This is a genomic window from Antarctobacter sp. (assembly GCF_048262615.1).
GTDB lineage: Bacteria > Pseudomonadota > Alphaproteobacteria > Rhodobacterales > Rhodobacteraceae > Antarctobacter.
In genome coordinates, this window is sequence record NZ_JBLXFB010000029.1 from 21,588 (window position 1) to 41,163 (window position 19,576).

The following is a 19,576-nucleotide window of genomic DNA, read 5'->3' on the forward strand; positions in this document are numbered from 1 at the left end:
CTCACCCGATCCGGGAGAGCGGCCTGCGGCCCAGACCTGAAACCGGAAAAGGAAACCCCATGCCCGTCAAGAACCGCTTCGCCGAATTGCAGGATGAGATCACCGCCTGGCGCCGCGATCTGCACGAAAACCCGGAAATCCTGTTCGAGACCCATCGCACCTCTGCGATGGTGGCCGAAAAGCTGAAGGAATTCGGCTGCGACGAGGTGGTGACCGGCATTGGCCGCACCGGCGTCGTTGGGGTGATCAAGGGGCGCGCCAATGGATCCGGCAAGGTGATCGGGCTGCGCGCCGACATGGACGCGCTGCCGATTCATGAGCAGACCGGGCTGGACTATGCCTCGAAAACCGACGGTGCTATGCACGCCTGTGGTCACGACGGCCATACCGCGATGCTGTTGGGCGCGACGAAATACCTGTCCGAGACGCGCAATTTCGACGGCACGGTTGTGGTGATCTTTCAGCCCGCCGAGGAAGGCGGCGGCGGCGGCAAGGAGATGTGCGACGATGGCATGATGGACCGCTGGGGCATTCAAGAAGTCTACGGGATGCACAACTGGCCGGGCAAACCGGTGGGCAGCTTTGCGATCCGCGAAGGGGCCTTTTTCGCGGCGACCGACCAGTTCGAGATTGCCCTCGAAGGGCTGGGCGGTCACGCGGCCAAGCCGCATGAGACGGTGGACACCACGGTGATGGCGTCCACTCTGGTGCTGGCCTTGCAGACCATCGCGTCGCGCAATGCGGACCCGGTGGATCAGGTGGTGGTCTCTGTCACCAGCTTTGAAACCTCGTCCAAGGCGTTCAACGTGATTCCGCAGCGTGTGCATATCAAGGGCACGGTCCGCACCCAGTCGACCGAGATGCGTGCGCTTGCGGAAAAGCGGATCAAGGAGATTTCTGCTGGTGTGGCCGCAACCTTTGGCGGCTCCGCCGAGGTGACCTATCACCTTGGCTACCCGGTGATGGTCAACCACCCCGAGCAGACCGAATTTGCGCGTGACGTGGCCCGTGCGGTGTCGGGTGGTGTTGACGACGCGCCGCTGGTCATGGGCGGAGAGGATTTCGCCTTTATGCTCGAAGAGCGGCCCGGCGCTTATATCCTTGTGGGCAATGGCGACACCGCGATGGTCCATCACCCCGAGTACAACTTTAACGACGAGGCGATCCCGGCGGGATGTTCCTGGTGGGCAGAGGTTGTCGAACGGCGGATGCCGGTCGCGTCCTGATCGGGACAAAGGGCGGGACGGTAGACGGTCTGCCAACCGCCCCTTCAGGCATTCAGCTTTCCGCTTTTTTGCGGGGCTTCCGGGCGGCTGCGGGTTTCGCGGCCGCCTTTGGTTTGGCGGCGGTCTTTGCGCGCGGTTTGCGGGCCGGTTTGGCGGCGGCGGTCAGCGCCTGCGTCGCGCGGAACCAATGGTCGCGGTCCTGACCTTGGGGGCGGCCTTCGTCCAGCCAGAGGTAAAAGGCGGCTTCGGCGATTTTGGCAGTGTCGGGTTGCGGGGTGCTCATGTGGTCTCCGGTCGTATCCAAGTTAGCGCTAACGTGATATCGGAGAATGCTGTAACTGCGCAATACGCTGCGCTGCAGCGATCCGGTCCCGTGGCCTTGCCGCATCACTGCGGCCGGCACGTTGTCTCAGCCGACGCTCAGGAGCAGGCGCACAAGGGCGGTCTGCGTGTTCACCCCGGTCTTGTCGTAGAGGCGGGCCAGATGTGTGCGCGCGGTGTTGACGCTGATCCCCAGCGCGGCGGCGGCTGATTTCAGCCCATCGCCATCGGCGATATGGCGGGCGATCCGCAACTGGCCGTCCGACAGGCCGTAGACCGCCTGCGCCACGGCAAGGCGGCGGTCGATGCGGGCATCGCCGTCGATCTGAATGTAGGTCACGCAATCGCGCACGGACACATGCACAATCGCCAGACCGCCGTCGTCGGTATCGCCAAGGATGGCGGGATAGCGGAACGGGCCGCCGGTTTCCTGCGCAAAGCGGTGCAGCTCAAAGTGTCCGTGGAACTGGGCAGCCCGTTGCAATGCCTCTTGCAAGACGCGGTCCCAATCGCGCCGGTGCGCGCGCAAACGCCCCGCCGAAAGGGTCAGGACCGGGTGGTCCTTCAAGCGTTCCAGCATACCGGGACCGGCCCAGAGCAACCGGCCCGCGCTGTCGACAGAAACCAACCCGTTCCCCTCTGGCGCGTCGCGCTGCATCATGAACGACGCATAGACGATCTTCCATTGACCGTGCTCACGCTGGAGGATGCGGGTCTCGAAACTTTCGGTGCGGCCTTCGCCGGGTGCTTCGGCCCAGCTGTCAAACACCACCCATGCGCTGTCCCCGGTGACGCTGATGCGCATGTTGTCCTGTCCGAACGGCACTTTGGGACAGCCCAATCCATTGTCCAGCACATGTTTCATGTAGGTCGAGACTTCGGCCCAACCGCTTTGCACAGAGAGCCCGGAGGTGGTTGTCACATAGATGTCCTGCGTGCGCTCATCCTGCACAAAGCACCGGGCCCAGGCGTCATAGTCGCGGTTTTGAAAGGCCAGCGTCTCGGCCCGGATCGTCGCGGCGATGGCCGCGCGGTCATCGTCAGCCGGGTCGCTGGAGGGCAGGGCGTGAAGGGCGGAGTCCATACGCATCAGTCTAGACCTTTCGGAGCAACGCGACAAACCCGGCGACACGTCTGCGCGGCTTTATCAATTGGGCGAAGGCTGCTGCCATCTGTCGCCAGCCAATGCGCGCCTCAGCCAGCGCGGCGTTGCCGTGGATTTGGTAAAACGCATCCATCTCGCGGCTGTCCGGGCGGTGATCGCGGTCGCCCAAGGGCGGGATGCGGGCAAGGGTCAGTGTCGGGTCCATGGTGCGCTCCTGTTCGGGACTGGTCCGGTTCAGGATGCCGCATCAGGGGCCGCGGGTTTGTCATGCGGAGTGACCACATCGGTCAGAAACTGCGGACAGGCATGATCTGCCCGTCCGCAGAAGGTAGCCATTCAGCGTCCCGTCAGGCGGGGCCGCCGGGGTCGCGCTTGCGCTTGCTCTTGGACATGGCCTCTTTGACCATGCGGTTGAAGGCTTTGCCACGCGCACGGGATTCGGCCACCGTCTCGGAGTTGTGGCGGTCTTCGCGGCGCAGCTTGTCCCAGCGGGCCAGTCGGTCAGCCTCCAGATTCCCGGCGGCGATGGACGCCTGAACGGCGCAACCCGGTTCGCCCTCATGGGCGCAATTGCGGAACCGGCAGGTCAGGGCCAATTCTTCGATGTCGTCAAAGACGGCTTCGATTCCCTCCCCGGCATCGGCAAGCTGCAATTCGCGCATCCCCGGCGTGTCGATCAGCCACCCGCCCGCCTTTGTCGGCACCAGGCTGCGATTGGTCGTGGTGTGCCTGCCTTTTGCGTCATCCTCGCGGATACTGCCGGTTGCGGCGGCGTTCTCGCCCGTCAGCGCATTCCGCAGCGTGGTCTTGCCCACACCCGACGTCCCGACCAACGCCAGCGTCTGCCCGTTCTTGCACCAGGGCGTCAGGCGCGCGACTTCTTCGGGAATGCGGGCGTTCAGGCTGATCGCGGAGACAAGCGGCGACAGTCGCTGCGCCTGTTTCAGATAGTTGTCGGCGTTCTCGGCCATGTCCGCCTTGGTCAGGATGATCAGCGGCAGGCAACCGCCGGAATGCGCCAACGCCAGAAAGCGTTCCAGCCGCGCCACGTTGAAATCCGCGTTGCAGCTGGTGACGATGCCAAGCGTATCGACGTTCGCCGCGATGCGCTGAATCCGGACGTCACGTCCTGCGGCGCGGCGGGTGATGTCCGACGTCGGGTCCAGCCGGCGGATCGCATGGGTGCCGTCGCTCAGCACCCAGTCTCCCACGGCATAGGCCCCGGTGGATTCCGTCGGCAACAGCTCGATCTGGCCGGTTGGCGTTACCGCGCGCATGCGGTCGCGGTGAACCTCGGCAAGGCGGGCGGGGGTCAGCGCCGCATCCTCTGGTGTCAGTTGTCGCGCAAAATGGTCCGACCATCCAAGGCCGGTCAGTGTGTCATCGGTCAATTTTGTAAGTCCCGTTCAGACATGCAATTGGGTCCGCCGAAAGCGGCCCGGTGTGCGTGCACGGGCGGCGGGCTTTTGGTCAGCGCGCGGCCCGGAGGGGGGATGCAATCTCCATCTTGTCCTCCGTCCAGTAGGGTCTGGCACATGTCTAGACGGGCCGGGCCTCTGCCGCAAGCGCTGGTATTTCGGGGCTGGCGTTGCTATCTGCCGCGCAACAACAAGGGCAGGGACGCGCGATGTCACCGATCAACGTCATGTGCATCAAATGGGGGACGCTGTTTGGTCCCGAATACGTCAACCGGCTGTATTCCGGGGTGCGGCGCAACCTGTCGCGCCCGGTGCGGTTTTTCTGCATGACCGAACATGGCGCGGGGCTGCACCCGGATATCGAGGTGCTGGACCTGCCGCTGGAACCCTTTGCCGAGCCGATGAACGCGGCGCTGGCGGTGGCGAACCGGCAGGGGGCGATGCGCAAGACCTCGCTCTTTCGGCCCGGTCTGGTGCCCGACCTCGACGGGCCGGTGCTGGGCTTCGATCTGGATGTGGTGATCACCGGATCGCTGGACGAGATCCACGACCTTGCCCCCGGCACGGTGGCGATGCGCCACGACTGGACGGAAAAGCGCAAGGGGCGGCCCACCGGGCATGGATCGGTGTTCCGGTTTGATCCGGCGCATCACGGGTTTCTCTATGGGGATCTGGCCGCCAACCCCTATGCCGAAGTCGAAGAGGCGCGCGGATCGGAACAGCGCTATACCTCGCACAAGGCGATGGAGCGCGGTGTTTTCACCTATATTCCAGATCCTTGGGTGGTGTCGTTCAAGTATGACTGCAACCCGTTTCCGGGCAATTACTTCCGCGCGCCGCGACTGCCGGAAGATGCCCGCGTCGTCTGTTTTCACGGTCGCCCCAAGATGCCCGAGGCCATCGCAGGCTACAGCGGCTCGCTGATCCGCTATGCCCGCCCCTGCGGCTGGTTGCAGGATCACTGGGTCGACCGGGCGCGGGCGGATCTTGGCGCGGACTGGACCTGAGGGACGGCTGCGGCGCTCTTTCGGCTATGCCGAAAATCGCCCCGCCCACCGTCCCCGGCCACAGGCCCGCCGACAGCGGACGCGGAATTGGTCCGCGAAATCCCGCTTTGACCGCCGGGCAGGCGGCACTCACGCGGGCCGCCGCACTTGCCCCCGTGTGTCAAGGCGCGGTAAGAGCGAAGGAAAGAGCGAACCGAAAAGGGCAGGCGCATGACACGTCGCGTAGTTGTCACCGGGCTGGGGCTGGTCACGCCACTGGCCTCCGGAGTGGAAGAAACATGGTCGCGGTTGCTGGACGGGCAGTCCGGCGCGGGCACGATCACCAAGTTCGATGCAAGCCATCTGGCCACCACCTATGCCTGCGAAGTGCCCTATGGCGATGGCACGGACGGCACCTTCAATCCTGACGCCTACATGGACAAGAAGGAACAGCGCAAGGTGGATGAGTTCATCCGCTTTGGCATCGCGGCGGCCGAACAGGCGGTTCAGGACGCGGGATGGACGCCCGAGGATGAGGACAGCCGCCTGCGCACCGGCGTGATGATCGGGTCGGGCATCGGCGGGCTGAATTCCATCGCCGAAACCGCGCTGTTGATCCGTGACAAGGGTCCGCGCCGGGTGTCGCCCTTCTTTATTCCCGGCGCGCTGATCAACCTGATTTCCGGCAATGTGTCGATCCGCTATGGATTCAAAGGGCCGAACCACGCGGTTGTGACCGCCTGTTCCACCGGCGCACATGCCATCGGCGATGCGGCGCGGCTGATCAAATACGGCGACGCGGATGTGATGATCGCGGGCGGGGCCGAGGGCGCCATCGGCGAGATCGGCATTGCCGGTTTCAACGCCTGCAAGGCGCTGTCGACCAAACGCGGCGACGACCCCAAGGCCGCCAGCCGCCCCTATGACATCGACCGCGACGGGTTTGTCATGGGCGAAGGCGCGGGCGTTGTGGTGCTGGAGGAATACGAGCACGCCAAGGCGCGCGGCGCCAATATCTATGCCGAGGTTTGCGGCTATGGCCTGTCGGGCGATGCCTACCACATCACCGCGCCCTCCTCGGACGGTGAGGGCGGCGAACGCTCGATGCGGGCGGCGCTGAAGGATGCGGGGCTGACGCCGGACGCGCTGGATTACATCAATGCGCATGGCACCTCGACCATGGCGGACACCATCGAACTGGGCGCGGTAGAGCGTCTGCTGGGCGATGCGGCGTCCAAGGTCACCATGTCCTCGACCAAGTCGGCCACGGGGCACCTGCTGGGTGCGGCTGGCGCGATCGAGGCGGTCTTTTCGATCCTCGCGATCCGCGATCAGGTCGCGCCGCCGACCATCAATCTGGACAATCCGGCGGTCGAGACTCCGATTGACCTTGCGCCCAATGCCAAACGTGAACGCAAGATCACCTATGCGCTGTCGAACTCTTTCGGCTTTGGCGGCACCAACGCCAGCGTGATCTTCGGCAAACCGGAGTAATCCCCCATGTGGCGCAGTATCGCCTCGAACGCGCTGACCTTTCTGGTTGTCGCGCTGTTTCTTTTCGGCGGCGTCCTGATCTGGGGCCAGTCCGAGTATTCCGCCGAAGGTCCGCTGGACGCGCCGATCTGCCTTGAGGTGCCGCGCGGCACCAATATGCGCGCGGTGTCCGAGGATCTGTCCAAGCAGGGCGCGGTCTCCAGCGCGATGATCTTTCGCCTTGGCGCGGATTACACCGACAAGACACAAGCGTTGAAGGCGGGCAGCTATCTGGTGCCCGAACACGCCTCGATGTCCGAGATCACCGATATCGTCACCCGCGGCGGGGCCTCGACCTGCGGCACAGAGGTGGTGTACCGGATCGGGATCACCCGCGCGACGGTGCAGGTGCGCGAGATCGACCCGGCGACGGGCAGGTATGAGGAGCGCGCCAGTTTTGACCCCGGCGAGGGCGATGTCCCCGAGGCGTATACCCGCGTCAAGGAGGCCGGTGACACCCGGTACCGCGTGGCGCTGGCCGAAGGTGTGACCAGCTGGCAGGTGATCGAGGAGTTGAAACAGATCGACGTTCTGGAGGGCGCGCTGGACGAGGTGCCGCCAGAGGGCAGCCTTGCGCCGGACAGCTATGAAATCGGCAAAGGCGACACCCGCGCCGATGTCATCGCACGGATGCAGCAGGCGCAGGAGGTGATCCTTGCGCAGGCGTGGTCGAACCGCGCCTCTGGCCTGCCGCTGGACAGCCCGGAAGAGGCGCTGATCCTTGCCTCGATCATCGAAAAGGAAACCGGCGGCCCGCAGGAGCGGCGCGAGGTGGCCAGCGTCTTTGTGAACCGTCTGGAAAAGGGCATGCGCCTGCAAACCGACCCGACGGTGATCTATGGCGTCACCAAGGGCCAGGGCGTGCTGGGCCGGGGGTTGCGGCAGTCCGAACTGCGCAAGGAAACGCCGTGGAACACCTATGTGATCAACGGTTTGCCGCCGACGCCCATCGCCAACCCCGGCCGCGCCAGCATCGAAGCGGCGCTGGACCCGGCGAACACGGATTACATCTATTTCGTGGCAAAAACGCTGAACCCGGCGGATGGGCACAACTTTGCGGTCACGCTGGATGAGCATAACACCAATGTGGCGGCCTATCGGGCGCTGGAGGCGCAGCGCGACCCGTAGAGTTTCGTTGGCTACGGGGGGATCCGGTGGAGCGTGCATGCGCGCGCGCAGGGTGACCCTCCCGTCGGCCTGCGGCCTCTGGTCGGGCGATGGACGCGCCCTGACGGCGTTTGTCGCGCTTCAAGGCTCACCAGCAAACAGGACACACCCCCCGTGTCTGTTTCCCGCATCCGCCCATCGCTGATCGAGGCCTGAGGCCCCCGGTCCCCCTCCGCAAGGGCAAGCCGCGCAAGCGCGGTGCTGCGCACCCTTGCAGAGGGGGCCCGCGCGCCTCTGATCGGCCTCAGCGATGGGCGGCTCCGGGAAACAGACACTCCGCGCGGGGCCATCGAGGTCACGCCGTGTTGCGGGCGCGTTGGATCCTTTGGTGAGGGCGGGCACGGTCCGGTCAGCGGTTTCCGTCACGTCGCGCGGTTCTTTCGGTGCGACAGGATCGGGCCCGTCTGCGGCTAAGCGAGGTGGACATGGGGGGGCGGCGCTGGGCAGGATGCGATTGCCGGTTTGCGGACGTGTGGATTCATGCGGGATCATTGTCGGGCGGGCGGTCGCCCAGCAGGTAACGCGGTCCCGCCCCGCTGTGCATGGCGCGGTCCTCCGGGTTGTAGAGCGCGCAGCTCTGCAAGGACAGGCAGCCGCAGCCGATGCAGCTGTCCAGTCGTTGGCGCAGGGCGGTCATGCGTTTGATGCGCGCGTCCAGCACCCGCCCGAAGCGGCGGGAGATGCGCGACCAGTCCGCCTTGGTGGGCGCGCGGTCGCGCGGCAGGCGGTCCAGTTCGGCCCGGATTTGGCCCAGTGTGAAACCCAGCCCCTGCGCGATCATCACGAAGGACAGCCGCCGTATGTCGGCCCGTTGGTAGCGCCGCTGTCCCCCCGCAGTGCGGTCGGGAAAGACAAGGGATTCGCTCTCATAGTGCCGGATCGCGGAGGGGGCGAGCCCCGTGCGCGCCGAGATTTCGCCGATCGTCAGGCCTGTCTTGTTCATCTGTCTGAAAAGCCTTGAGAGTTTATGCTTGAGTTAAAGTGTACTTGAGGTGCGATCTTGGCGCCAGTCTGAACAAAGAGAGAAAGATCCATCCATGGCACGACTGGAACACGTCAACATCACCGTCCCCGACGCCAAGGCGACGGCGGCTTTTCTGTCCCGGCTTCTGGGCTGGCATGTCCGCTGGGAAGGGGCCTCTTTGAACGAGGGGTATTCCGTTCACGTCGGTGAAAAGGACAGCTACCTCGCGCTGTATTCGCCCAAGACAGCTGTGGACCCAGCTGTTCCGCGCTATGGAAACGAGGCGGGATTGAACCATGTCGGCATCGTCGTCGATGATCTGGACGCGGTCGAGGCGCGGGTGCGTGATCTGGGATTCGAGACCCATAGCCACGCCGACTATGAGCCGGGCCGCCGGTTCTATTTCGACGGGCCGGATGCGGTGGAATATGAGATGGTCTGTTACGACTGACCCCGGACAGGGCTGTGAGGCGGGGCTTGGCGTCCCGCCCGCGGTCTGCTATCACCGCGCCATGACGACCGCCGCACATATCCCCTGCTGCATTATCTGCTGACATCGGTCGGGTCCCCCCGACCAACGGCGGGACGGTCCTCTATTCCAATCCATCATCAGAGTTGCTAGGCCCGCCGCAACATTTGCGAAGGACGAGGCCATGGACATTCGCTTTACCAACTCTGCGACCCGGAAGAAGGACATCTTTGTCCCGATCGACCCGACGAATGTGCGGATGTATCTCTGCGGCCCCACGGTCTATGACCGCGCGCATCTGGGCAACGCGCGGCCCGTGCTGGTGTTCGATGTGCTCTACCGCGTGCTGCGCCACGTCTATGGTGCCGGTCACGTCACCTATGTGCGCAACTTCACCGATGTGGATGACAAGATCAACGCCACCGCGCTGGCGCGCAAGGAGGCGGGGGCGGCAGGGTCTTTGGAGGAACTGGTACGCGAGCGGTCGGATGAAACGATCGGCTGGTATCACGCGGATATGGACGCGTTGGGCGCGTTGCGACCGGAGCATGAGCCGCGCGCAACTGCCTTTATCGCCGAGATGGTGGCGATGATCGAGGAACTGATCGCCAGCGGCCACGCCTATGCGGCAGAGGGCCATGTGCTGTTTTCGGTCGAGAGTTACGCAGGTTATGGCGCGCTGTCGGGCCGGTCTGTCGAGGACATGATCGCCGGCGCGCGGGTCGAGGTGGCGCCCTACAAGAAGAACCCGATGGATTTTGTGTTGTGGAAACCGTCCACGGACGAGTTGCCGGGCTGGGACTCGCCTTGGGGCCGGGGCCGTCCGGGGTGGCATATCGAATGCTCGGCCATGAGCCACGCGCTGCTGGGGGAGAGTTTTGACATCCACGGCGGCGGCAATGACCTGACTTTCCCACACCATGAGAATGAGATTGCCCAGTCGAAATGTGCCCACCCTGAGGGGGATTTCGCGCGCGTTTGGCTGCACAACGAGATGTTGCAGGTCGAGGGCAAGAAGATGTCCAAGTCTTTGGGCAACTTCTTTACGGTGCGGGATCTGCTGGAGCAGGGCGTGCCGGGAGAGGTGATCCGCTTTGTGATGCTGTCGACGCATTACCGCAAGCCGATGGACTGGACGGCGGAGAAGGCGCGTGAGGCGGAGGCGACCCTGCGCAGGTGGCGCGATCTATTGAGTGGTGTTGATAGTGACACAAGGCCCGTAGCGCTACCCGATGGCGTTTGGGCTGCTTTGGCCGACGACTTGAATACGCCGCTCGCAATTGCCCGATTGCATGAATTGGCAAGGGAAAAGAAACTCGAACAACTGTTTGCCGGGTTAAGTTTGTTGGGCTTCGGCGAGCATTGGGAGGATGAACGTTTCAGGCAAGTCGAAGCTATTTTCGATCTGCAAGATTGGAAATCGCAATTGATCTCTGCGCGAGCCGAGGCCATGCAAACCAAGGATTTCTCCGAGGTCGACAGGCTGAAAGCCGCGTTGACCGCGGCGGGGGTCGAGGTGCGCATGTCCAAGGCGGGCGTGGAACTGGTGCCGGGCGCGGGCTTTGATGCGGCCAAGCTGGAGGCTTTGGAATGAGAGGGCTGTGCGGGCGGCGATGTCAGCGTGGGGGCCAGCCCCCACACCCCCGGGATATTTTTGGACAGAAGAAGGCAGGGGTGCGGGGATGACCAAGGAACGCCTATTCCTCTACGACACCACGCTGCGCGACGGGCAGCAAACGCAGGGCGTCCAGTTCTCCACCGCCGAAAAACTACGGATCGCGGCGGCGCTGGACAACCTCGGCATTGACTATATCGAGGGCGGCTGGCCCGGGGCGAACCCGACCGACAGTGCCTTTTTCGACGAGGTGCCGAAAACCCGCGCAACCATGACCGCCTTCGGCATGACCAAACGGGCCGGGCGCTCTGCCGCGAACGACGAGGTGCTGGCGGCGGTGATGAACGCGGGCACATCCGCCGTTTGTCTGGTGGGCAAGACACATGATTTCCATGTCACCACGGCGCTGGGGATCACGCTGGAGGAGAACATCGCAAATATCGCGGCCTCTGTGTCCCATCTTGTGGGGCAGGGGCGCGAGGCGCTGTTTGATGCCGAGCATTTCTTTGACGGTTACAAGGCGAATGCGCCTTATGCGCTGGACTGTCTGCGCGCGGCGCTGGAGGCGGGCGCGCGCTGGATCGTGCTGTGTGACACCAACGGCGGGACTTTGCCGCATGAAATCGGGCAGATCGTGCGCGATGTGATCGAAAACGGGGTGCCGGGGGAGCGGTTGGGTATCCACACCCACAACGATACCGAAACCGCGGTGGCCGGGTCTTTGGCGGCGGTCATGGCGGGGGCGCGACAGGTTCAGGGCACGCTGAACGGGCTGGGCGAACGCTGTGGCAACGCCAATCTGACAGCTTTGATCCCGACGCTGCTGTTGAAAGCGCCCTATAAAGACATGTTTGAGATTGGCGTCACCGATGAGGCGCTGGCCGGGTTGACCCGCACCAGCCGGATGCTGGACGACATCCTGAACCGGGTGCCGCAGAAACAGGTGGCCTATGTCGGCGCGTCGGCCTTTGCGCACAAGGCGGGGCTGCATGCCAGCGCGATCCTCAAGGACCCGACGACCTATGAACACATCGACCCCGCGCTGGTGGGCAACCGGCGTGTGGTGCCGATGTCCAATCAGGCGGGGCAGTCGAATCTGCGCAAGCGGTTGGCTGAGATGGGGCTGGAGGTCGACAGCAGCAATCCGGCGCTGGCGCGTATCCTTGACCGCGTCAAGGAACAGGAAAGCGAGGGCTATTCCTACGACACCGCGCAGGCCAGTTTTGAGCTGCTGGCGCGGGACGAACTGGGACTGCTGCCCGAGTTCTTTGAGGTGAAACGCTACCGGGTGACGGTGGAGCGGCGCAAGAACAAGTACAACAAGATGGTGTCACTGTCCGAGGCGGTTGTCGTTGTAAAGGTGGATGGCGAGAAAAAGCTGTCTGTGTCGGAATCGATGGACGAGGCGGGCAACGACCGTGGCCCGGTCAACGCGCTGTCCAAGGCGCTGGCCAAGGATCTGGGCCGCTACCAAGAGGCGATCGACGACATGCGGTTGGTCGATTTCAAGGTGCGCATCACCCAAGGCGGCACAGAGGCGGTGACCCGCGTCATCATCGACAGCGAAGACCGGCAGGGGCGGCGGTGGGCCACCGTGGGCGTCAGCGCCAATATCGTGGATGCCTCGTTCGAGGCGCTGCTGGACGCAGTCCGCTGGAAGCTGGTCCGCGATGGCGAGACCGGGGCCGCGTGATGGACTGGAGCGCCTTTTTCGAGGTTCACAAAGACCTGCCGCGAGAGGGGCCGGGGACGGCCGGGGATGTGGTCTGGGCCACGGCTCTGGCCGGGTTGCCCGAGGGGGCGGCGATCTGCGACGCCGCCGCCGGGCCGGGGGCGGATATCGAGGCTCTGGCGCAGTCTGTGCCGGGCGCGCGGGTGTCGGCGTTTGACAAAAACGACGGCTTTGTCGGGCAGATGCAGGCGCGGTTTTCGGGCGCACCCAATGTGACCGTGCAAAAGGCCGATCTGGCAGAGATCGCCAGCCTGCCCACAGCGCCCTTTGACATGATCTGGTGCGCCGGGGCGCTGTATTTCCTCGGGCTGGACAACGGGTTGGAGGTTTTGCGCGGGGCGTTGAAACCGGGCGGTGTCTTGGCCTTTTCCGAACCCTGTTATTTCACCGAGACGCCCAGCCCCAAGGCCTGTGCGTTTTGGGAGGGGTATCCGACGCGCGACCGGGCCGGGATTGCGGCGGCGGTCTCGGCGGCGGGGTTTGAGATCCTCGGCACGCGCGATGTGGCCGACGCGGGCTGGCAGGCCTATTATCAACCGATGGAGGCGCGCATTGCGAAGCTGCGGGCCGACGGTGATCCGCGACTGACCCACATGCTGAACCTCTGCGCCAAAGAGGCCGAGGACTGGCGCGCGGTGCGTTCGGAAACCGGCTATCTGCTGACCGTCGCGCGGCGGCTGTCATGAGCTTTGAGCCCGGAAGCGACCTGTATGCCTGCGCGCAGATCGTCGAGCGCGGCGATCCAGAGCGGTTTGCCGCCGCGATGGCCGCGCCGGTGTCCGCGCGGACGGTGCTTTTCCCGCTCTATGCCTTCAACGTCGAGGTGTCGCGCGCCCCTTGGGTGACGCAGGAACCGATGATCGCCCGGATGCGGCTGCAATGGTGGCAGGACGCGCTGGCGGAAATCACCTCGGGCGGGTTTGTGCGCCGACATGAGGTGGTGACACCTCTGGCGCAGGCATTGGCCGGTGTGGACGTGGCCCCTTTGCAGGCGGCGATCGAGGCACGGGAGGCCGATCTTGAACATGCGCCTTTTGCCGATGAAGGCGCGCTGATGGCCTATCTCGATCAGACGGCGGGGCATCTGGCTGTGGCCGCGATGGCCGCCCTGGGTACCGCCGATGTTCGGCAGGCCGAGGTGCGCGCCCACGCAAAGGCCGCCGCACTTGCGCGCTATCTACAGGCGGTTCCGGCACTGGAAGCGCACGGCAAACTGCCGCTGCCCGACGGTCGGGCCGAGACGATTGCGGCGCTGGCCAAGGCGCGGCTGGACGACTTGCGGGCGGTGCCGTCCTTGCGGTCTCTGCGGCGGCGTTACGGGCCTGCGGGGGCCGCGCTGCGCGAGTTCGCGCAAGGCAGGGCGCTGCTGCAACGGGCCGCACAGGATCCGGCAGCGGTTGCCGAGGGGCGGCTGCGCCTGAGCGAATTCCAGCGGCGTTGGCGCCTGCTGCTGGGGTAAGATCTCAGGCTTCGACCTCATCGCGGGGCCGCAGCAGCAGCCAGATCAGCGCCCCGCCCGCCAGCACAAGGAAGGGGGCCATGGCAAGGTTCACCGCCGTCCAGCCCTGTTGCGCCGAGCCGCCGGAGCAGTTCATCAACCCGCCCGAGGCCAACGAGGCAAAGGTCACGCCGCCAAAGACGATCAGGTCGTTCAGGCCCTGCATCCGCCCCCGCTCATGCGGCTCATGCGCGCCGGCCAGCATTGTGGTGGCACCGATAAAGCCAAAGTTCCAGCCCAGTCCCAGTAGGATCAGCGTGACAAAGAAATGCTCCAGATCGACGCCCGACAGGCCGACAACCCCGGCACCGGCGAGGATCACCAGACCGGTGGCCATGATCTTTTCGACGCCAAAGCGCGCGATCAGATGGCCGGTGAAAAAGCTGGGGGCAAACATGGCCAGCACGTGGGCGGTGACGACATTGGCGGCGTCGTTTGTCTCGAACCCGCAGCCGACCACGGCCAGCGGGGTTGAGGTCATGACAAGGTTCATCAGCGCGTAGGACACCGTGGCGCAGATCACCGCGACGGCGATGCGCGGGGTGGTCAGCAATTCCAGCCTGCTCCGGCCCTTGGGGGCGTCCTCGGCCGGGCGTGGCGGGCGCGGGATCCTGAGGAACAAAAACAGCAGCGCCCCCAGCAGGTTGAGCGCGATGACGGCGGCATAGGTGCCGAGGAACGGCACCACAAAGGCGTCCGAGGTTGCCTTGACCAGTTGCGGACCGATGATGGCCGAGGCCAGACCGCCCGCCATGACGTAGGAAATCGCCTTGGGGCGGAATGCGTCAGAGGCGGTGTCGGCGGCGGCAAAACGGTAGAACCCCTGCGCGGACATGTAGGTGCCGGTGATCAGAGACCCTAGCAGGAAGATCGGGAAAGAGGCCATGTAGAGCCCGTAGGCCCCGACCGCGCCACCCAGCGCGCCGGCCCCCGCGCCGACAAAAAAACCGGCGCGGCGGCCATAGCGCTGCATCAGCGCCGAGACCGGCGTGGCCGACAACATCGACCCCAGCACGATCAGCGAGATCGGCAGCGTCGCGAAACAGACGTTGGAGGCCAGCGACTGGCCCGCCAGCCCGCCGATGGTGAAGATCATCGGCATCTGCGCGCCAAGGATCGCCTGGGCGAAGACAAGAACCACTACGTTGCGGCGGGCGGAGGCATCATGTTCGGTATTCATGATGTGATGCGTATGCGGCGGCGCGGGGCGGGGCAAGAGCGATTGTGTCGCCCCGGCGGGTTAGGGCGGAAAGGGGGCGCTGCCCCCGTCTCCCTGCGGTCGACTCCCCCGGGAATATTTCAGGACAGAAGAAACACGGGCGCGCCGGGAGGTTTCGCTTTGGTCCGCGCTGAACTAAGGATTCCGGGATGGATGGACTTGTGATCATCGGCGGCTCGGTCGAGGCCATGCGGCTGGCGCAGACGGTGCGCGGCGCGCGGGTTCTGTTGCCGGTGCCCGAGCGGGTGACGCGGCGCTGGCCCTGTCCTGTGTCCGTGGGGCCGATCACCGCCGAGGCGTTGCGCTGCGCGCGTGTGGTGGTCGAGGCCGCGCATCCCGGTGACGCCGCGACGGCCTTTGCCGTGGCCGGAGCCGCGCGGGCGGTCGGGGTGCCGCATCTGCAACTGGTGCGCCCGCCTTGGCGGGCCACGCGCCGCGATCTTTGGGTGCCCTTGCGACAGCCGCAAGAGGCCGCAGCGGTGATCCCGGCGGCCGCGCGCGTTCTGGTCGCCACCGGGCGCGATGCGCTGCCCCGCTTGCGCAACCTGCGGGCCGAGGTGCTGATGCGCCGCATTGGTGACGCGCCGGAGCCGCTGCCGTTGCGCAGGGGCCGTTTTCTGACCGGCGCAGGGCCATTCACCGTTGCCGATGAAATCCGTCTTTTGCGCAAGGAACGGATCGACTGGTTGCTGGTGCGCAATGCAGGCGGGACCGGCGGCTGGCCCAAGCTGGCCGCCGCGCGGGCTTTGCGCCTGCCTGTCGCCATGATCGACCGGCCTCGCCGTCCCGGCGGGCCGCGCGTTTCAACCGTCAAGGAGGCCATGGCATGGCTGAGCCTGCACCCGCTGTCGGGCGGATAATCCGCGGTGAGGCTTGCGTGGCCGAAGGGGCGGCGTGGCTTGTGACCTGCGAGCCGCGCTTTGCCGTGGCGTTGGACCAGACGGGCCCTTTGCCGCTGCGCCTGCGGGCGGACGGTTTTGGCCAGCTTCTGAGCGCGATTGTCAGCCAGCAGGTCAGCGTCGCCTCGGCGCGGGCGATCTGGGGCAAGCTGGAGGGTGCCGGGATGGTGACGCCAGAGGCGATCCGGGCCACGGACCATGACGGCTTGCGTGGCCTTGGCCTGAGCCGTCAGAAAGCCACCTATGCGCAGGCGCTGGCCGCGGCGGGGATTGATTTTCACGGCTTGCGCGACATGCCCACCGATCAGGTCATCGCGACTCTGGTGGCGGTCAAGGGGATCGGCATCTGGACCGCCGAAATCTACGCCATGTTCAGCCTTGGCCGCGCGGATGTCTTTGCCCCCGGCGATCTGGCCCTGCAAGAGGCGGCGCGGCTGCTGTTCGATCTGCCCGAGCGCCCCAAGGAAAAGGCGCTGCGCCAGATGGCCGAGGCGTGGAGCCCGTGGAGATCGGTTGCGGCGCGGGCGCTCTGGGCCTACTACCACGTTGAAAAAAGCCGGGAGGGTATTGCGTGACACGGGTATTGCAGACAGGGCGGAAAGAGCCGGTATCGGGGGATGTGCGGTCCTGCGTGGTTTTCCTGCATGGCTATGGCGCAAACGGGGCGGACCTGTTGGGCCTGGCCGATCCGCTGGGCGAGCATCTGCCTGACACGCTGTTTGTGTCGCCCGACGCGCCCGAGGCCTGCGCCGGGGCGCCGATGGGGTTCCAGTGGTTCCCGATCCCGTGGATCGACGGCTCATCCGAAGAGGAATCGATGGCGGGCATGGCGCGCGCGGTGGATGATCTGAACGCCTTTCTGGACGCGTTGATGGTGGATGAGGATCTGCTGCCCGAACAGGTCGCCTTGCTGGGCTTTTCTCAGGGCACGATGATGAGCCTGCACGTGGGGCCGCGCCGCGAAGAGGAGCTGGCGGGGATCGTCGGGTTTTCGGGGCGGCTGCTGGCGCCGGAGTCGCTGGCGGATGAGGTGCAGAGCAAGCCTCCGATCCTGTTGATCCACGGCGATCAGGACGATGTGGTGCCGGTGCAATCGCTGCCGCAGGCGGCGGAGGCCTTGCAGGAGGCGGGCTTCAAGGAGGTTTTTGCCCACGTCATGGAGGGCACCGGGCATGGCATCGCGCCCGACGGGCTGGGTGTGGCGCTGGCCTTTTTGCGGGACAAATGCGGGTTCTGATCTGCGGCTGTCCACATGTGGCGCGCATCCCGGCGTAATCTTTTCAAGGGGTTGCAGAGACGGTTTTACGTTTCGTAAAGGTTTGCGGACGGGCGCGGACAAAATTCGGTGTCTGACCGCGCGCCACATCTGTTACTCTTCGGCGCGAATCCCGTCGCCCGGAGAGTCCCGTTCATGAGTGCGCCCCGTCTGACCGCCGCTGTCTCTTTTCTGCTTGCCGTGGCCGGTGCGGCCCCCGCTCAGGATTTGATGCTGTTCGACAGGGCCAGCTTTGGGGAAACCGTGCTGCCTCAGCGCCAGTCCCTGCTGGGCGATGCCCGGCTGGAGGCGCAAATCGGCGCGTATAACAACGAGTTCATTTCCAACTACGGGGCGAGGTCGATCTTTGCCCGCACCGGGCGCGCGGTGGGGCGGCTGGATATTCTGACCAACGTCGGCCACGCGCCCTGCACCGCCTTTCTGGTCGAGGGCAACCTGCTGGTGACAAACCATCACTGTGTGCCCGGAATCCTGAACAACCCGCAGATGAAGGCGCAAGGGGCCGACAGCATCATCGCGGTGCAGTTCAAGGCGGGCTATGTGCGCGACGGGATCGAGGATGGTGTCAAAAGCTTTGTCGTCGATCCGACGCCGGTAGAGACCAGCGAGGCGCTGGATTACACCGTGCTGCGGGTCATTGGCGACGCAAATGCCGACTTCGGCGCGCTGGAATTGTCGGCGGCCACACCGTCGGACCGCGATCCGCTGTGGGTGATCGGCCATCCGATGGGCGAGGCGCAGCGCATCAGCCGCGAGAAATGTCAGGCCGACAGCCCGGCGGTGGCCTCGGGGCGGTTGCGCCATACCTGCGACACCCTGCCGGGCAATTCCGGCTCTCCGGTGATCGACGCGGGATTGCAGCAGGTGATTGCGCTGCATCATGCCGGATCGCGCGCGGGTGAGGTGAATTTTGCCGTGCCGATGGTGGATATCCTTGCGCAGAGCGCGGTTCTTAAGGCTGCGGTTGCCAGCGGCGATGACGGTGGGGGGGATCGGCTCCGGGCGGAAACCCTTGCGCGCGAGGCGGCCGAGGCAGAGGCAAGGCGGCTGGCGGATGAGCTTGCCCTTCTGCGGTCCGATGCCGAGACTGCCAAGGACGCGCCGAAACCGGCCACCGATGACGGTCGGTTCGGCCTTGCCGTGGGCGATCTGGGGCTGCGGATCGAAGTGGCCGGGCAAGCCAAGGGGACGGTGGTCATCGACCTGTTCGAGGACATCGCGCCGGGCCATGCCGAACGCCTGATCGAACTGGCGCGCGCCGGGGCCTATGACGGGGTGGTTTTTCACCGGGTGATCGACGGGTTCATGGCGCAGACCGGCGATGTGCAGTTTGGCGCGACAGATTCGGGGCCGTTTGATCTGGCGCGCGCGGGAATGGGCGGATCGGATCTGGCGGATCTCAAGGCCGAATTTTCGGATGTGGCGTTCAAGCGTGGTCTGGTTGGCATGGCGCGGTCGCAGAACCCCGACAGCGCCAATTCGCAGTTCTTCATCATGTTCGAGGACGGGCCTTTTCTGAACGGGCAATACACCGCCATCGGGCGGGTGATTCACGGTATGGAGGTGGTCGACGCGATCAAGCGCGGCGACCGGCAAAGCAATGGATCGGTGCGCGGAACGCCTGACCGGATGGTGCGGGTCACGGCTCTGGACTGAGCCGGGCAGCCGCCCCCGCGCGGCGCTGCGGTCACGACGGGTGTGTTTTGTCACATGCCTATTACGTTGGCAGGCTAGGGCTCTGTCCAACCACAGCATCTTGCGGGACTTGCCAGAGCGCAAACGCGAGATATAGTATTTTCAAGCTGGGGCGGGTTCCCCGCTCTGGTGCTTAATGATCGAGCAGGCAGGGCAGAGGGCGAGTCTCTCATGAATACCGAGTTCAGAACCAATTTCGTGCGCGAACCGGGCGCGCTCAAGCATCACCCCGCGTTGGTGCTGAACGCGGATTATCGGCCACTTTCCTATTATCCGCTAAGCCTTTGGACATGGCAGGACGCGATCAAGGCCTCGTTCCTCGACCGGGTGGATATCGTCGCGGAATACGATGAGGTGGTGCGCAGTCCGAGTATGTCGATCAGGATCCCCAGCGTGGTGGTCCTGAAAGATTTCGTCAAACCGCAGAAGCGCGTGGCCTTCACGCGCTTCAAT

At 65.0% G+C, this 19,576-nt stretch carries 19 protein-coding genes and 2 pseudogenes; 15 read left to right on the forward strand and 6 right to left on the reverse strand.

What is annotated here, in order from left to right; translation table 11 throughout:
- Nucleotides 1–59 precede the first annotated feature (59 nt).
- Nucleotides 60–1,226 carry a M20 aminoacylase family protein gene (locus ACN0S5_RS20815; RefSeq protein WP_417210908.1) on the forward strand — a complete coding sequence of 389 codons (1,167 nt, stop codon included), beginning with the start codon at nt 60–62 and terminating at the stop codon, nt 1,224–1,226.
- A gap of 52 nt (nt 1,227–1,278) precedes the next feature.
- On the opposite strand, the gene ACN0S5_RS20820 is transcribed toward ACN0S5_RS20815, so the two are convergent.
- The 4 genes from ACN0S5_RS20820 to rsgA all read right to left on the reverse strand — a co-directional run bounded on the left by ACN0S5_RS20820 (nt 1,279) and on the right by rsgA (nt 4,043).
- A complete protein-coding gene (locus ACN0S5_RS20820; protein ID WP_417210911.1) occupies nt 1,279–1,509 on the reverse strand; it encodes a DUF2934 domain-containing protein in 231 nt (76 codons plus the stop codon).
- 126 nt (nt 1,510–1,635) lie between these two features.
- Entirely contained in the window at nt 1,636–2,631 is a 996-nt protein-coding gene (locus ACN0S5_RS20825; protein ID WP_417210913.1) for a nuclear transport factor 2 family protein, read from the reverse strand.
- A gap of 10 nt (nt 2,632–2,641) precedes the next feature.
- Nucleotides 2,642–2,857 carry a hypothetical protein gene (locus ACN0S5_RS20830; RefSeq protein ID WP_417210914.1) on the reverse strand — a complete coding sequence of 72 codons (216 nt, stop codon included), beginning with the start codon at nt 2,855–2,857 and terminating at the stop codon, nt 2,642–2,644.
- Nucleotides 2,858–2,999: 142 nt separating this feature from the next.
- Nucleotides 3,000–4,043 (reverse strand): ribosome small subunit-dependent GTPase A, encoded by a 1,044-nt coding sequence (gene rsgA, locus ACN0S5_RS20835; protein ID WP_417210917.1) that lies wholly within the window; start codon nt 4,041–4,043, stop codon nt 3,000–3,002.
- A 236-nt stretch (nt 4,044–4,279) separates the two neighbouring features.
- Between rsgA and ACN0S5_RS20840 the strand changes: the two genes are divergently transcribed.
- From ACN0S5_RS20840 to mltG, 3 genes are all read left to right on the forward strand, one after another.
- Entirely contained in the window at nt 4,280–5,077 is a 798-nt protein-coding gene (locus ACN0S5_RS20840; RefSeq protein ID WP_417210918.1) for a glycosyl transferase, read from the forward strand.
- Nucleotides 5,078–5,287: 210 nt separating this feature from the next.
- Nucleotides 5,288–6,550: a beta-ketoacyl-ACP synthase II gene (gene fabF, locus ACN0S5_RS20845; RefSeq protein ID WP_417210919.1), complete on the forward strand. Its 1,263-nt coding sequence runs from the start codon at nt 5,288–5,290 to the stop codon at nt 6,548–6,550.
- 6 nt (nt 6,551–6,556) lie between these two features.
- A complete protein-coding gene (gene mltG / locus ACN0S5_RS20850) occupies nt 6,557–7,717 on the forward strand; it encodes an endolytic transglycosylase MltG (protein WP_417210920.1) in 1,161 nt (386 codons plus the stop codon).
- Nucleotides 7,718–8,234: 517 nt separating this feature from the next.
- On the opposite strand, the gene soxR is transcribed toward mltG, so the two are convergent.
- Nucleotides 8,235–8,699, reverse strand: coding sequence for a redox-sensitive transcriptional activator SoxR (gene soxR / locus ACN0S5_RS20855; protein WP_417210921.1), 465 nt, complete (start codon nt 8,697–8,699; stop codon nt 8,235–8,237).
- Between the two features lie 94 nt (nt 8,700–8,793).
- On the opposite strand from soxR, the gene ACN0S5_RS20860 reads away from it, so the two are divergent.
- The 5 genes from ACN0S5_RS20860 (at nt 8,794) to ACN0S5_RS20880 (ending at nt 13,995) form a co-directional block, all read left to right on the forward strand.
- Nucleotides 8,794–9,171, forward strand: a complete 378-nt coding sequence (locus tag ACN0S5_RS20860; protein ID WP_417210923.1) for a VOC family protein — start codon at nt 8,794–8,796, stop codon at nt 9,169–9,171.
- Between the two features lie 202 nt (nt 9,172–9,373).
- Entirely contained in the window at nt 9,374–10,783 is a 1,410-nt protein-coding gene (cysS, locus tag ACN0S5_RS20865) for a cysteine--tRNA ligase (protein ID WP_417210924.1), read from the forward strand.
- 88 nt (nt 10,784–10,871) lie between these two features.
- The gene (gene cimA / locus ACN0S5_RS20870; RefSeq protein WP_417210927.1) at nt 10,872–12,497 is read left to right on the forward strand and encodes a citramalate synthase; all 1,626 of its coding nucleotides are present in this window, start codon (nt 10,872–10,874) and stop codon (nt 12,495–12,497) included.
- On the forward strand, nt 12,497–13,222 hold the full coding sequence (locus ACN0S5_RS20875; RefSeq protein WP_417210930.1) for a class I SAM-dependent methyltransferase: 726 nt from the start codon (nt 12,497–12,499) through the stop codon (nt 13,220–13,222). The genes cimA and ACN0S5_RS20875 overlap by 1 nt, the downstream gene beginning before the upstream one ends.
- Entirely contained in the window at nt 13,219–13,995 is a 777-nt protein-coding gene (locus ACN0S5_RS20880; protein ID WP_417210931.1) for a squalene/phytoene synthase family protein, read from the forward strand. Before ACN0S5_RS20875 ends, ACN0S5_RS20880 begins: the two co-directional genes overlap by 4 nt.
- 4 nt (nt 13,996–13,999) lie before the next feature.
- Here the strand turns inward: ACN0S5_RS20880 and ACN0S5_RS20885 are convergent, their stop codons facing one another.
- Nucleotides 14,000–15,214, reverse strand: coding sequence for an MFS transporter (locus ACN0S5_RS20885; RefSeq protein ID WP_417210932.1), 1,215 nt, complete (start codon nt 15,212–15,214; stop codon nt 14,000–14,002).
- A 188-nt stretch (nt 15,215–15,402) separates the two neighbouring features.
- On the opposite strand from ACN0S5_RS20885, the gene ACN0S5_RS20890 reads away from it, so the two are divergent.
- The 6 genes and pseudogenes from ACN0S5_RS20890 to ACN0S5_RS20915 form a co-directional block, all read left to right on the forward strand.
- Nucleotides 15,403–16,113 (forward strand): precorrin-6A/cobalt-precorrin-6A reductase, encoded by a 711-nt coding sequence (locus tag ACN0S5_RS20890; RefSeq protein ID WP_417210934.1) that lies wholly within the window; start codon nt 15,403–15,405, stop codon nt 16,111–16,113.
- Nucleotides 16,080–16,727, forward strand: coding sequence for a DNA-3-methyladenine glycosylase family protein (locus ACN0S5_RS20895; RefSeq protein ID WP_417210935.1), 648 nt, complete (start codon nt 16,080–16,082; stop codon nt 16,725–16,727). Before ACN0S5_RS20890 ends, ACN0S5_RS20895 begins: the two co-directional genes overlap by 34 nt.
- Nucleotides 16,724–17,389, forward strand: coding sequence for an alpha/beta hydrolase (locus ACN0S5_RS20900; RefSeq protein WP_417210937.1), 666 nt, complete (start codon nt 16,724–16,726; stop codon nt 17,387–17,389). Before ACN0S5_RS20895 ends, ACN0S5_RS20900 begins: the two co-directional genes overlap by 4 nt.
- A gap of 249 nt (nt 17,390–17,638) precedes the next feature.
- Nucleotides 17,639–18,322: pseudogene (locus ACN0S5_RS20905) on the forward strand (trypsin-like serine peptidase); the annotation flags it as partial.
- Between the two features lie 246 nt (nt 18,323–18,568).
- Nucleotides 18,569–19,084 carry a peptidylprolyl isomerase gene (locus ACN0S5_RS20910; protein WP_417210940.1) on the forward strand — a complete coding sequence of 172 codons (516 nt, stop codon included), beginning with the start codon at nt 18,569–18,571 and terminating at the stop codon, nt 19,082–19,084.
- A gap of 210 nt (nt 19,085–19,294) precedes the next feature.
- Nucleotides 19,295–19,576 (forward strand): annotated as a pseudogene (locus tag ACN0S5_RS20915) (HNH endonuclease); the annotation flags it as partial.

Excerpts from the sequence above, each read along its gene's own strand:
- ACN0S5_RS20815 (WP_417210908.1), top strand. The coding sequence starts at position 60 with ATGCCCGTCAAGAACCGCTTCGCCGAATTGCAGGATGAGATCACCGCC.
- ACN0S5_RS20820 (WP_417210911.1), bottom strand. The coding sequence starts at position 1,509 with ATGAGCACCCCGCAACCCGACACTGCCAAAATCGCCGAAGCCGCCTTT.
- ACN0S5_RS20825 (WP_417210913.1), bottom strand. The coding sequence starts at position 2,631 with ATGGACTCCGCCCTTCACGCCCTGCCCTCCAGCGACCCGGCTGACGAT.
- ACN0S5_RS20830 (WP_417210914.1), bottom strand. The coding sequence starts at position 2,857 with ATGGACCCGACACTGACCCTTGCCCGCATCCCGCCCTTGGGCGACCGC.
- ACN0S5_RS20840 (WP_417210918.1), top strand. The coding sequence starts at position 4,280 with ATGTCACCGATCAACGTCATGTGCATCAAATGGGGGACGCTGTTTGGT.
- fabF (WP_417210919.1), top strand. The coding sequence starts at position 5,288 with ATGACACGTCGCGTAGTTGTCACCGGGCTGGGGCTGGTCACGCCACTG.
- mltG (WP_417210920.1), top strand. The coding sequence starts at position 6,557 with ATGTGGCGCAGTATCGCCTCGAACGCGCTGACCTTTCTGGTTGTCGCG.
- soxR (WP_417210921.1), bottom strand. The coding sequence starts at position 8,699 with ATGAACAAGACAGGCCTGACGATCGGCGAAATCTCGGCGCGCACGGGG.
- ACN0S5_RS20860 (WP_417210923.1), top strand. The coding sequence starts at position 8,794 with ATGGCACGACTGGAACACGTCAACATCACCGTCCCCGACGCCAAGGCG.
- cysS (WP_417210924.1), top strand. The coding sequence starts at position 9,374 with ATGGACATTCGCTTTACCAACTCTGCGACCCGGAAGAAGGACATCTTT.
- cimA (WP_417210927.1), top strand. The coding sequence starts at position 10,872 with ATGACCAAGGAACGCCTATTCCTCTACGACACCACGCTGCGCGACGGG.
- ACN0S5_RS20875 (WP_417210930.1), top strand. The coding sequence starts at position 12,497 with ATGGACTGGAGCGCCTTTTTCGAGGTTCACAAAGACCTGCCGCGAGAG.
- ACN0S5_RS20880 (WP_417210931.1), top strand. The coding sequence starts at position 13,219 with ATGAGCTTTGAGCCCGGAAGCGACCTGTATGCCTGCGCGCAGATCGTC.
- ACN0S5_RS20885 (WP_417210932.1), bottom strand. The coding sequence starts at position 15,214 with ATGAATACCGAACATGATGCCTCCGCCCGCCGCAACGTAGTGGTTCTT.
- ACN0S5_RS20890 (WP_417210934.1), top strand. The coding sequence starts at position 15,403 with ATGGATGGACTTGTGATCATCGGCGGCTCGGTCGAGGCCATGCGGCTG.
- ACN0S5_RS20895 (WP_417210935.1), top strand. The coding sequence starts at position 16,080 with ATGGCTGAGCCTGCACCCGCTGTCGGGCGGATAATCCGCGGTGAGGCT.